Source organism: Halomonas sp. FeN2 (genome assembly GCF_020595105.1).
In the GTDB taxonomy this organism is placed as follows: domain Bacteria; phylum Pseudomonadota; class Gammaproteobacteria; order Pseudomonadales; family Halomonadaceae; genus Vreelandella; species Vreelandella neptunia.
This window is the reverse complement of the sequence record NZ_CP074200.1, coordinates 1,402,714-1,415,297: the sequence shown is the minus strand read 5'-3', so window position 1 is coordinate 1,415,297 and position 12,584 is coordinate 1,402,714. Positions and strand designations below refer to the sequence as shown.

The window sequence follows — 12,584 nt, the reverse complement described above, 5'->3', positions numbered from 1 at the left end:
AGTGAGGTGGAGTATGGCAACGCACATGGCAAGTCATAGAGCCCAGGGTGGCGGTATCGTTATGATGCTGCTTTTTTGGGTACTGTTAATGGCGGTGGGCACTTGGTGGATTCACGGTGGTCTGGAAGAGATGATGCGGCCCAATGCGAATATTGTGCATACGCTGCCTGCGGGGGAACCGGTTACTCTAAAGCGCAATCGTGCTGGGCACTTTGAGGCGCCGGGTAGTATTAATGGCAAGCCGGTGACCTTTTTGCTCGACACTGGCGCCACTTATGTAGCCATACCTGCCGACTTGGCAAGCGAGCTAGGCCTCGAACCTGGACGTAGCGCTTGGTTCAATACTGCCAATGGCCGGGTAGAAGGTACCTTAACCGAACTCGATGAGGTTTCGCTGGGCGGACTTAAAGTGCAGAATGTGCAGGGGTCAATCAGCCCCGGCATGGAGCGCGACACCGTACTCCTCGGCATGAGCTTTCTGAATTTATTTTCGATTGAAATACAGTCGGGTGAGATGGTTCTGAGCCTTCCCGAGCAGTGAGTCCAGCTTGTGAATGTGCCATTGATATGATTGTCTAAATTGACACGAGTGCCAACACGACAAGGAGTTGCTATGGGCATTGAAGTAGGTGGATTATTAGGATTAATTTGGCTCATCATTGTGATATGGGCCATTGTCAAAGTGGCTAAAAGTGGGGCAGGTAGCCTGGGTAAGCTGATATGGATACTAGTGTTGCTGTTTTTCCCGCTAGTCGGCTTAATCGCATGGTTTCTGTTTGGGCCCAAAGGGTAGCGGCTGAAAAGTACTCGTTCCGAGTAATGTATCAAAGCGTATAGCTGAAAAAGTAGTTGAGAAAAGTAGTCCAAAAAAAAGGCAGACCACCGATGGTCTGCCTTTTTGATATGCTTTAGCAATTGTTGCTGAATACATTACTCAATGGTGTCGTTTCCTTCCCCGGGCGGCGCCTTATAATGCCCCGGGATTTTTAACTTCTCCCCATTGGGCAGGTCGCGCACTTGGGCTGGAACGTAAACACGTTTTATAACACTTTTCGTTTTGCTACTTCCCATGGCAGGCTCCCCCTGTCAGATTGTCGACAGTTAGCGTTTACACATTAGTCCTCGCTTGAGGAAGAATCAAGTGTCCGGCCACACGCTTCCATCAATACGCGCAGTTGTAACGACAGAAGCGGGTGTTTTGGTGGTTTTGAGTTATCCTGAGTGCCAATCATGGGCGCCTGCGTTGATATTGGGTGAGCAGGTGAGAAAACAAACAGCCTAAGCGGAGTGCATAAAGAGGATGGTAGATCATTTGGAACAGCAATTTCAGGCGCTTGAGTCGCAAGAGTCTGTAACGCCTGACTATCCCGATCAAGATCATGTTTTGATCATCGAAGATGACCAGCGTCTGGCCGAGCTTACCCGTGATTACTTGGAAGCGAACGGCTTCCAAGTAACGCTGGAAGCAGACGGCGCAAAAGGGGTCGATCGTATTTTAACCCTGCAGCCTGATCTGGTGATTCTAGACTTAATGCTGCCAGGGGAGGACGGTCTAGCGATTTGTCGCCGCGTTAGACCTAATTTTGCCGGCCCGATTATGATGCTCACCGCGCGTACCGACGATCTCGATCAGGTCTTGGGGCTCGAAATGGGCGCTGACGACTATGTGCCTAAGCCGGTTCAGCCGCGAGTGCTGCTGGCGCGCATGCGAGCGCTACTGCGTCGCGCTGACGGGCCTGCACCGGACGGCGAAATGCGGCTGCGTTTTGAAAACCTCGAGATCGATAACGCGACTCGCGAAGCATGGCTCTCCGGTGAGCGTATTGATTTAACCAGCGCCGAGTTTGACCTGCTTTGGCTACTGGGGCGTAACGCAGGCCGAGTGCTCACCCGTGAAGAGATATTCAGCGACTTACGGGGCATTAAGTACGACGGCCAAGACCGCTCTATTGATGTACGCGTATCGCGCATTCGACCCAAAATTGGCGATGATCCTAATCAGCCTCACCGGATCAAAACCGTGCGCAGTAAAGGTTATCTCTTCGTCAAAGATAGTTGATCATTCAGAGGGACGGCATCATGCGGCGGGTGCTCAGTAACGGCTCGTTTTTACGCTTCTATTTGCTGCTGGGCATCGCGCTATTAGTGGTGTTTGTGATCGCGTTAGCGGGGCGTTCCTTTATCGAACAAGTACGCCGCGAAGACTATCGTGAGCAGCTCGCCGCGCTCCCCATGTCATTGATGACGCGGCAGCTAGCCGAGACGCCTGTAGAACGTCGAGATGCCGTGCTTGAGCATTTTTCAGAGCAGCTCGATTTGCAACTGACACTGCAGCCCGTCAATGAGGCGGATTTGGGCTATTTTGAGCGGTCTCGGCTGGAGCAAGGCAGAATACTGGTTGCCGAAGACCCTTGGCTTTTGCAGCAGCGTTTGCCTGGCGACACCTGGCTGCTGCAAGCACGCCTTGATGACTGGAGCGAGCACCAGTGGCATGGCAGCATTGAGCTGCTTGGTGAGTGGCTCGCTGCAGCGCCCGCGCAAGAGCGTGATGATCGCATTGCCCAACTGCGCCCAGGGAGTTGGCCGTTGCAGCTATTGCCTTCGTTGCCTGCGGGCCTAACGGCGGCGCAGCAGGCCCAGCTGGCCAGGGGCAACGTCATCACCCGACTCGTTTCTGATAAGCTTTCTATTACCCTGCTCTACCAGTTGCCAGACGAGTCACAATGGCTGCAAGCGGGGCCTATTTCCCGTGGCGACACCCTACCGGTAAATTTGCACTTACCCCTTTTGATGGGGCTAATGATCGTTCTCAGCCTGATTATTTATTTGATTATGCGCAGCATTGAAGCCCGCATGGCGCGGCTGGAGCTAGCCGCCACGCGGATTGCCAGTGGCCGCCTGGAAACCCGGGTGAAGGTAGAGAGTGGCGACTTTTTAGGTCGCTTGGGCATGGCTTTTAATGGCATGGCCAATCAGGTGCAAAGTCTGCTGCGCGGCCAGCAGGAAATGATACGGGCGGTTTCCCACGAGCTGCGCACCCCCGTCGCGCGCATTCGCTTTGCCGTGCAGATGGTCGAGGATATGACCGACCAACCCGCTATTCGTCGTCAGCTACAGGGTATCGATGCGGACATTGCCGAACTCGATGAATTGGTCGATGAAATTCTCACCTATGCACGCCTAGGTGGGGAAACGGTTAACGGCGCTGAGCTTGAAACCGCGCTGGTAGAGTGTCGGGCCATGGCGGAACGGGTGATTGATACGCTGTCGCCGCTGCATAAGGGCTTAGCGCTGGCGCTGGCGCCTGGGCCAGAAATCGAGCTGCTGGCAGAGCCGCGCTATCTCCAGCGCGCGGTGCAGAACTTAGTCGGCAATGCCTGCCGCCATGCCAAGTCCCAGGTGGTGATTCACCTCTGGGATGAACCCAATCTGGTGCGTATAGACGTTGAAGATGACGGCCCCGGCATTCCGCCGGAAGCGCGGGCGGATATTTTCAAGCCGTTTGCCCGGCTGGACGACAGCCGCGCCCGCAGCTCTGGCGGTTACGGGTTAGGGCTTTCGATTGTGCAGAAAATTATGGCCGGGCACGGCGGCAGCGTGACCATCGATACCAGTCCCACCTTGGGCGGCGCGCGGTTTACGCTGCTGGTTCCGCGCCGCGATCCGCTGGCTTGACCCCCGTTAGCACCGCAAAGGAAGTCTCCCGCGCCGTGCGTAAAAAATCCTGCATCCATGGTGCTTCGCGGGTCTCCTCGCGAATCGCTGCATACAGCGTACTCCATACCCCATCCTCTCCTAGCTTCACCGCGCTCACATAATCGCGCTGCAAATACTCGGTCAGCGCCCAGTTGGGTAGTGCACACACGCCACGCCCGCTGGCCACCAGCTGCATCATCATAATCGTCAATTCAGCGGTACGAATTTCCCGAGGGCGCACATTCGCCGGCTGCAAAAACTGGGTAAAAATATCCAGCCGCGATTGTTCAACGGGGTAGGTGATCAACGTTTCCTCGGCCAGCGCCTGGGGCTCTATATAGCCCTGGCCTGCAAAAGGGTGCTGGCGGGCGACGGCCAGTAGCCCCTCATAGCGAAACAGCGGGGCGTAGTGAATCCCTTCAAGAGGTTGGGGGTCGGCGGTGATCACCAGATCCAGCTGCTCGCGGGCAAGCGCCGGAAGCGGGTCGAAGTGGTGACCGCTGGGAATGTCGATTTCCACTTCCGGCCAGTGATCGCGAAAATAATCCACTGTAGGCATCAGCCACTGAAAGCAGCTGTGGCACTCGATGGCCATATGCAAGCGCCCCTGCTCGGTGCCTGCCAGGCGCGTTAAATCACGCTCCGCCTTGCGTACTTCAGGCAGTATCTGGTCGGCCAGGGCGAGCAGCCGCAGTCCCGCTCGGGTGAATTCCACCGGACGGGTTTTACGCACAAAAAGCGCGCTGTCCACGCGGCTCTCAAGATCCTTGAGCTGGTGGGAAAGCGCCGATTGGGTCAAATGCACGCGATCGGCAGCATCGACAAGAGAGCCGGTTTCGCGCAGAGCCAGCAGCGTGCGGAGGTGTCGTAACTCAATCATATAGTGGCTCTATTATTGTGAGTATTTTTCATCTTTAGTATTAAAAACTTTAGTTTGATTCATTAGAGTGTGGTGACCAGACTGTGTGAAATTATTCACGTTGGTAGGGTTCATCATGACAGTTTCTCATATTCTCGGCTATCCCCGCATCGGCGCTCAGCGCGAGCTTAAAAAAGCCACGGAAGCGTACTGGAAAGGCGAGTGCACGCGTAGCGAGCTTGAAAGCACCGGCCGCAAGCTGCGTTTGCGCCACTGGCAGGCGCAGCAGGATGCGGGTTTGGATTTCGTTAGCGTGGGCGATTTCGCTTTTTACGATCAAGTGCTGAATGTTTCGGTGGCGCTGGGAGCTGTGCCTTCACGTTTTAACGCCCAAGCAGAGGTCGCTGGTGGCGATATCGATCTCGACACCACCTTTCGTATGGCCCGGGGTAGAGCGCCCAGGGGGGAGCCCGCCGCAGCCTGTGAAATGACCAAATACTTCGATACCAACTACCACTATCTCGTCCCCGAACTGCACGAGGGGCAAACTTTTACCCTGGCATCCAACCGTCTGTTTGACGAAGTGGATGAGGCGCTGCGCGCGGGTTTTACCCCGAAAGTAACCCTGACGGGGCCGTTGACCTGGCTATGGCTTGGCAAAACCAAAGGCGGGGATTTTGACCGCCTGACGCTACTCGACAGCGTACTCGACGTGTATAGCGAAATATTAGCGCGGCTTGCTACCCAAGGCATTGAGTGGGTTCAGCTGGACGAACCTGCTTTGGTGCAGGATCTGCCGCTGGCATGGCAGCAGGCCTATGAGCGTGCCTATCATCGCCTTCAATCTGCGCCGCTAAAGCTATTGCTAGCCACTTACTTCGGCGGCTTGGGCGACAACCTCTCGCTGGCGACCCGCTTGCCCGTGGCGGGGTTGCACATTGATGCCGTGCGCGCACCGCAGCAAGTCGAGAGTGTAATTGACCGCCTTGGCCCCCATCAGGTGCTATCAGTAGGGTTTGTGGATGGCCGCAATATCTGGCGGGCCGATTTGGCTGCCTTGCGGGAACGTCTGCTGCCATTAAAAGTGCGTCTGGGCCAGCGGCTTTGGTTGGCGCCGAGCTGCTCGCTGCTGCATGTGCCGGTGGATTTGGCTCAGGAAACAGAGCTTGGTGATGAGCTAATCAGCTGGCTGGCCTTCGCGCGGCAGAAGCTTGACGAGGTGGTCACCCTGGCGCGCTTGATCGACAACCGCACTACGCCAGTCGACGAGCAGCGGCTGGATCAGGCCACTCGAGCGCTGGATGCCCGGCGCGAGTCAACGCGTATTCACCAGACTGTGGTCAGTGAGCGTTTGGCGGCGGTTCGCCCTGCTGATAGTCAGCGCCAGGCGCCTTACACCGTGCGTGCCGAGGCGCAACGCCGGGCGCTCAAGCTACCGCTATTTCCTACCACGACGATTGGCTCTTTTCCGCAAACCGACGTAATTCGTGCCGCCCGGCGTGCTTTTAAGGCCGGTGAGCTGGCGTTAGCCGACTACGAAGCCCGTATGCAGGCCGAGATCGTCTACGCCGTTGAGCGTCAGCATGCGCTGGATATCGATGTGCTCGTTCACGGTGAAGCCGAACGTAATGACATGGTGGAGTACTTTGGTGAGCAGCTTGAAGGCTTTGCCTTTACCCGATTTGGCTGGGTGCAGAGCTACGGTTCACGCTGCGTTAAACCGCCGGTGATCTTCGGTGACGTATCGCGGCCTGCACCGATGACGGTGCGCTGGAGCGAATACGCCCAAACCCTGACCGACAAACCCATGAAGGGCATGCTGACCGGCCCTGTGACGATTCTGCAGTGGTCATTTGTGCGCGATGACCAGCCGCGGGAAACCACCTGCCGCCAGATTGCCCTGGCGCTGCGCGATGAGGTGTTGGATCTGGAAGAGGCCGGGATCAGCATTATTCAAATCGATGAGCCAGCGCTGCGCGAAGGGTTACCGCTGCGCCAACATGAGTGGCAGTCGTACCTTGATTGGGCAGTAGAGAGCTTCCAGCTGAGTGCCGCAGGCGTGGCTAATGCCACTCAGATTCATACCCATATGTGTTACTCGGAGTTCAACGACATCATTGGCGCGATTGCAGCACTTGATGCCGATGTGATCACCATCGAAACGTCACGTTCGGATATGCATCTGCTGGATGCCTTCCAGGACTTCGCGTATCCCAACGAAATCGGCCCAGGGGTTTACGATATCCATACCCCGAATATTCCCGAAGTGAGCTGGATGGTCGATTTGATGGAAAAAGCCCTGGAGAAAATTCCCGCCGAACGGCTGTGGGTAAACCCGGACTGCGGCCTCAAAACCCGTGGTTGGGCGGAAGTAGAGCCAGCGCTAGCCAATATGGTGGAAGCGGCGAAGGTGCTACGCCGACGCTATGCATAAATGGGAAGAAGTCAGAATCACCCCCGCTGCTCTAAGCAGCGGGGGACTGACTTTTCGGCGCTTAGTTTTTTGACGCCTAGCTTTTCGATGCATAGGCGTAGAGCAGGGTTTCCTGGGCACTGATGGCATCGCTGTCACCCGGATCCTGGAGTCGGTAGCTGCCGTCGGTCTGAAGAAGCCAGCTCTGGCAGTTATCCACCAGGTAGGTCTCCAGGTCTTTACGCACCCGGTTGGCGAGCTTCTTATCCAACAGCGGAAAACAGGTCTCCACACGGTGGAACATATTGCGCGACATAAAGTCCGCGCTTGAGCACCAGGTCTCCGATTTACCGTCGTTGTGGAAGTGGAAGACCCGGGTATGCTCCAGCAAACGGCCGATAATCGAGCGCACGCGAATATTGTCGGAAACCCCCGGCACCCCTGGCTTCAAACAGCACATACCGCGAATAATCAAATCGCACTCTACGCCTGCCTGCGAGGCCCGGTAGAGTGCTTTGATAAGCTTTGGCTCGGTTAACGAGTTGCACTTAATGATGATGTGCCCGCGCTTACCCTTGCGCGCTATTTGCGCTTCCCGGTCGATCATTTCCACCAGCCGCTCATGTAGCGTGAAGGGCGCGTGCAACAACGTGTCGATTTTGCGTGCCCGGCCCATCCCCGAAAGCTGCTGAAATACTTTATGCACATCCGCACATAGCGCTTTATTGGCGGTCAGCAGACTGTAATCGGTGTAAAGCTTGGCAGTTTTAGAGTGGTAATTGCCGGTGCCCAGGTGGGCGTAATAGCTCAGCTCACCTTTTTCCCGGCGAACGATGTGCAGCATTTTGGCGTGGGTCTTGTAGGCCATGATGCCGTAGACAACGATTGCCCCTGCTTCCTGCAAACGTGAAGCCAGCTGTAGGTTGTCGGCCTCATCAAAGCGCGCGCGCAGCTCAATGACCACAGTGACCTCTTTGCCCTGGCTGGCCGCCTCTACCAGCGCGTTGACGATGGCTGAGTCAGCGCCAGTGCGGTAAAGGGTCTGTTTTACTGCCAGCACATGAGGGTCGCGGGCGGCTTCGCGCAGCAGGTCTTCAATCGGCGTAAATGACTGGAAGGGGTGATGGAGCAGGATGTCGTTCTTGGCAATAGCGTCAAACAGGCTACCCGCTTTGAGCGCTTTGGGAATGCTGGGGGTGAATGGCCGATAGAGCAGTTCGGGGCGATCCACATCACCCAGCACCGACATCATACGGGTTAAATTAACCGGCCCTTTGACGCGATATAAGTCGTCGCTTTCCAGTTCAAACTGGCGTAACAAAAAATCAGTTAAGTCATCAGGGCAGCTGTCGGCGACTTCCAGGCGTACGCCGCTGCCGTAGCGGCGCGCCAACAGTTCACCGCGCAGCGCTGAGGCGAGATCCGAAACCTCCTCAGGGTCAACGCTCATATCCGCGTTGCGGGTCAGCCGGAATTGGTAGCAGCCGCGTACGCTCATGCCGGGAAATAGCTCCTCGGCGTGGGCATGAATCATCGACGAAAGAAAAACATACTCCGAGAAACCCTCTTCACAGAGTTCCTTGGGCAGTGCCATCAGGCGCGGTAGCGAGCGCGGCGCGGGTAGAATGGCCATACCACCAGCGCGACCAAACGCATCTTTACCTTCCAACTCAACTATAAAGTTGAGGCTTTTATTCACTAAACGCGGGAAAGGGTGCGAGGGGTCGAGGCCGATCGGGCTGATGACCGGCATAATTTCGTTATCGAAAAAATCTTTAACCCAAGCTTTCTGTTCATCAGTCCACTGATCGCGGCGCCGAAAGCGCAGCCCATGGGTTTCCAGCGCGGGTAACAAGGTGTCGTTGAGTATCTGATACTGGCGGTCAATTTGCGCGTGAGCAAGTTGCGATATCTCTGCCAACACCGCTTTGGGCAGGCGGCCGTCAGCGGCGGTAGTGTCGTCGCCCAGGGCAATTTGGTGCTTTAAGCCCGCCACGCGAATCTCGAAAAACTCGTCCATATTGGAGGAGAAAATCAGCAGGAACATTAACCGGTTGAGCAGCGGGTGAGCATCGTCTAACGCCTGCTCCAACACGCGAATATTGAACTGTAGATGCGACAGCTCGCGGTTGAAGTAGAGCTGGGTATCGTCGAGGTCGGTTTCAGGCTGTGCTTCACGTGCCTGGACGCCGGTCGGGGTACGATTAATCCGTAGCGGCATATCGCCGTCGCTGCTGGTGTGATCGGTAGACGATAGTGGTAAGGAATCTGAAGCTTGTTCGTCCATGGTGGATCTCCCCGCGTTGATAGCTCGAAGGTATCATAGCCTGATACTTGTATATCAGTGCAGTATGCGGGGAGAAGATGACAAATAGGTGTCACCTGTTTGTCATCTTAGCGCTGCTGAAGTAAACGCGCTGCGTCGAGGGCAAAGTAGGTGAGAATGCCATCCGCGCCTGCCCGTTTGAAACACATCAGCGACTCCAGTATTACCGGCTCCGCTTCCAACCAGCCGTTATCAAAGGCAGCGCGGTGCATCGCGTACTCGCCGCTGACTTGATAAGCGAAGGTGGGTACCTGCAGTTCGCTTTTTACCCGGCGTACGATATCCAAGTAGGGCATTCCTGGCTTGACCATCACCATATCAGCGCCCTCGGAGATATCCATGGCCACTTCGTGTAATGCTTCATCGCTGTTAGCGGGATCCATTTGATAGGTGCGCTTGTCCGCTTTGCCCAAGTTAGCAGCCGAACCGACCGCATCGCGAAAAGGGCCGTAGTAGTGTGACGCGTATTTGGCACTGTAAGCCATAATACGCACGTTATGCAGGTGTTCCTGCTCTAATACCAGGCGAATAGCGCCAATCCTCCCATCCATCATGTCAGAAGGGGCGACCACGTCGGCGCCGGCTTCGGCATGGGAGAGCGCCTGTTTGAGCAGCGTATCCACCGTGCGGTCATTCTGCACGTAGCCGTGTTCGTCAAGAATGCCGTCCTGGCCGTGGCTGGTATAAGGGTCAAGCGCTACGTCGGTGATAATGCCTAATTCGGGCAGCGCCTCCTTGAGAGCGCGCACGCTGCGCTGAACTAGACCGCTAGCGCTATAGGCCTCTTCAGCAAGCTCACTCTTGTGCTCGGGGCCAACCACAGGAAACAGCGCCAGCGCTGGAATGCCCAGTTCATACGCCTCGCGAGCTTGCTCGATCAGTAAATCGATAGACAGCCGTTCAACGCCGGGCATGGAGGCGACGGCTTCACGCTGATTTGTGCCTTCAAGGACGAACACCGGCAGGATTAGGTCTGACGCAGTCAGGCTGTTCTCCTGCATCAACCGACGTGAGAAGTCATCGCGGCGCATACGGCGCATGCGCGTGGCGGGAAAATGGCGGGCAGTGGGTGTACTCAAGGGAGTTCTCCATTAGAGGTCGTAAAGATCAGCGAACGTGAACACTCAGGGTCGCAAATAAACATGCCCGAAGGCCTGGCGTCAGTATATCAGCCATACCTTGCGGCGAAAGCCGTCTTGTGGCGACACGGCAGACTGACTAAAGTGGGCGATTGCTTTGCTGTATTGCGTTCGGCAGACCCTGGGATAAGGAGATAGGCATGACCAAACAGGTGGCAGTGATTTTGGCCGGCTGCGGCGTTTACGATGGTTCAGAAATATATGAGACCACGCTAACGCTGCTGCGCTTGGATCAGTTGGGTATAGGTTACCGTTGTTTTGCCCCAGATATAGAGCAGCACCATGTGGTCAATCACCTCACTCAAGAGGTGGTAGAGGGCGCGCAGCGTAACGTGCTGCTGGAGTCCGCCCGCTTGGCACGGGGTGAGATCAGCCCGCTGGAGGAGTTAGATGCTGACAGCTTCGGCGCAGTGATCGTACCCGGCGGTTTTGGCGTCGCCAAGAACTTGTCGGACTTCGCCAGTGCCGGTGACAGCATGCAGGTGCTAGAGGCTTTAAAAGCGGCCTTGGTGGGGTTTCGTGAAGAGGCCAAGCCGATTGGTTTGATGTGTATTTCCCCCGTACTGGTGCCTCGCCTATTGGACGAGGGCATTGCGGTGACGGTGGGCAATGACCCGGCGATTTCCGGGGCCATTAGCGCCATGGGCGGCCTGCACCGTAGCTGCGGCGTAGAAGATATCGTGGTGGATCTTGAGCACCGCGTGGTCACTACGCCTGCCTATATGCTGGCAACGCGTATTAGCGAAGCTGCTATCGGTATTTTTAAGCTGGTAGATCGCATTGCAGAAATGATGGATTAAGCTCGACGCTGTGCTGATACCAAAGCCGCCGCCATTAACGGCGGCGGCTTTTAAATATCTGCACGTTGAACCCGTGCTTAGAGGTCAGCCTCTTGCTCTTCAGCAGCCTCCTTCTCCTCTTTACGCTTGCGCACCAGGCGGCCAAATAGCAGCCCAACTTCGTAAAGCAAATACATCGGGATCGCCAACAGGCTCTGAGAAATCACATCCGGAGGCGTTAGCAACATGCCGACAACAAAGCAGCCTAAAAGAATATAAGGGCGCTTTTTAGACAGGCTTTCCACCGACGTGGCGCCAGATAAGATAAGCAAGAAGGTCGCGATAGGAATCTCAAACGCTACACCGAAGGCAAAAAACAGCTTGAGCACGAAGTTCAAGTACTGGTTAATGTCGGTCATCACGGCGACGTTTTCCGGCCCAGTTTGGGTGAAAAACTCAAACAACAGCGGAAAAACAACGTAGTAGGCAAACGCCGCGCCGCCGTAGAAAAGCGCAATGCTCGAAACCAGAATCGGTATCGCCAGCGCTTTTTCATTGTCGTAAAGCCCTGGCGCGATAAACGCCCAGGCTTGATGCAGCACAAAGGGTATAGCGATAAAGACCGCGACCACCAGGGTGAGCTTGAACGGCGCTAAGAATGGCGAAGCGACTTCCGTGGCGATCATCTGCGAGCCTTCAGGCAGTAGCGCCATTAACGGCTCGGCAACGAAGGTATAGATATCATTGGCAAAGGAGTAAAGGCCTAAAAAGACCACCAAAATCACGATCACGGCGCGCATAAGCCGTGAGCGTAACTCAATCAGGTGCTCAATCAGGGGGGCTTGGCTCGGCTCTTCCCGCGGCTCCTTTGAATCGCCAGACATACTCATTGGTGATTACGATCCTTATTAAGTATAGCCGACTCAGGGTTAGGCATTTCAGGTTTGGCCTCGCGGGTGGGCGTAGTCGAGGCAGGTGCAGATGATGACGAAGATGTTTCTTCACGCACCGTTTCCTCTCGCACCGTTTGCAAGGCGTCATCCAATCGAGAGCTGGCCTGGGCAACGCGCTGCTCAGTGTCACTCTGCTTCGCTGGCGCTGCGTCTGAGGGGCTATCGGCAATGCTCTCTACGTCCAGCTTCGCTTTCTTCAAGCTGTCATCGAGCTTCTTTTGCTGTTCGTTGAGCTTTTGGCGCAGCTCTTCTGCTTCCAGTTGGGCGCTGATTTCACGCTGCATACCGGATACCGTACGCTTGATTTTACCAATCCACATGCCCGCCGTTCGGGCAGCGCGTGGCAGCCGCTCCGGGCCAAGCACCAACAGCCCGACGACGCCAATCAGCATCAGTTCAAGAAAGCCGATATCCAGCAT

Annotated in this window: 11 protein-coding genes; 6 read left to right on the top strand and 5 right to left on the bottom strand. The window is 55.9% G+C overall.

What is annotated here, in order from left to right:
- Positions 1–25: 25 nt before the first annotated feature.
- From KF947_RS06620 to KF947_RS06605, 4 genes are all read left to right on the top strand, one after another.
- Positions 26–541 (top strand): TIGR02281 family clan AA aspartic protease, encoded by a 516-nt coding sequence (locus tag KF947_RS06620; protein ID WP_133732096.1) that lies wholly within the window; start codon positions 26–28, stop codon positions 539–541.
- 72 nt (positions 542–613) lie between these two features.
- The gene (locus KF947_RS06615; protein ID WP_223288106.1) at positions 614–793 is read left to right on the top strand and encodes a PLDc N-terminal domain-containing protein; all 180 of its coding nucleotides are present in this window, start codon (positions 614–616) and stop codon (positions 791–793) included.
- Between the two features lie 507 nt (positions 794–1,300).
- Complete coding sequence (locus KF947_RS06610; protein ID WP_064234128.1) at positions 1,301–2,059, top strand: response regulator; 759 nt, start codon at positions 1,301–1,303, stop codon at positions 2,057–2,059.
- 20 nt (positions 2,060–2,079) lie between these two features.
- Positions 2,080–3,675, top strand: a complete 1,596-nt coding sequence (locus KF947_RS06605; protein WP_223288105.1) for an ATP-binding protein — start codon at positions 2,080–2,082, stop codon at positions 3,673–3,675.
- Here KF947_RS06605 and KF947_RS06600 read toward each other — a convergent pair.
- Positions 3,638–4,576: a LysR family transcriptional regulator gene (locus tag KF947_RS06600; RefSeq protein ID WP_133732099.1), complete on the bottom strand. Its 939-nt coding sequence runs from the start codon at positions 4,574–4,576 to the stop codon at positions 3,638–3,640. The two genes, KF947_RS06605 and KF947_RS06600, sit on opposite strands and share 38 nt — an antisense overlap.
- Positions 4,577–4,691: 115 nt before the next feature.
- Between KF947_RS06600 and metE the strand changes: the two genes are divergently transcribed.
- The gene (gene metE, locus KF947_RS06595; RefSeq protein ID WP_227405769.1) at positions 4,692–6,989 is read left to right on the top strand and encodes a 5-methyltetrahydropteroyltriglutamate--homocysteine S-methyltransferase; all 2,298 of its coding nucleotides are present in this window, start codon (positions 4,692–4,694) and stop codon (positions 6,987–6,989) included.
- A gap of 76 nt (positions 6,990–7,065) precedes the next feature.
- On the opposite strand, the gene ppk1 is transcribed toward metE, so the two are convergent.
- Entirely contained in the window at positions 7,066–9,255 is a 2,190-nt protein-coding gene (ppk1, locus tag KF947_RS06590) for a polyphosphate kinase 1 (protein ID WP_133732101.1), read from the bottom strand.
- A gap of 107 nt (positions 9,256–9,362) precedes the next feature.
- Complete coding sequence (gene hemB / locus KF947_RS06585; RefSeq protein ID WP_133732102.1) at positions 9,363–10,373, bottom strand: porphobilinogen synthase; 1,011 nt, start codon at positions 10,371–10,373, stop codon at positions 9,363–9,365.
- Positions 10,374–10,573: 200 nt separating this feature from the next.
- On the opposite strand from hemB, the gene elbB reads away from it, so the two are divergent.
- Positions 10,574–11,233, top strand: a complete 660-nt coding sequence (elbB, locus tag KF947_RS06580; protein WP_227405768.1) for an isoprenoid biosynthesis glyoxalase ElbB — start codon at positions 10,574–10,576, stop codon at positions 11,231–11,233.
- Between the two features lie 77 nt (positions 11,234–11,310).
- On the opposite strand, the gene tatC is transcribed toward elbB, so the two are convergent.
- A complete protein-coding gene (tatC, locus tag KF947_RS06575) occupies positions 11,311–12,102 on the bottom strand; it encodes a twin-arginine translocase subunit TatC (protein ID WP_133732104.1) in 792 nt (263 codons plus the stop codon).
- A complete protein-coding gene (gene tatB, locus KF947_RS06570) occupies positions 12,099–12,584 on the bottom strand; it encodes a Sec-independent protein translocase protein TatB (RefSeq protein ID WP_227405767.1) in 486 nt (161 codons plus the stop codon). The genes tatC and tatB overlap by 4 nt, the downstream gene beginning before the upstream one ends.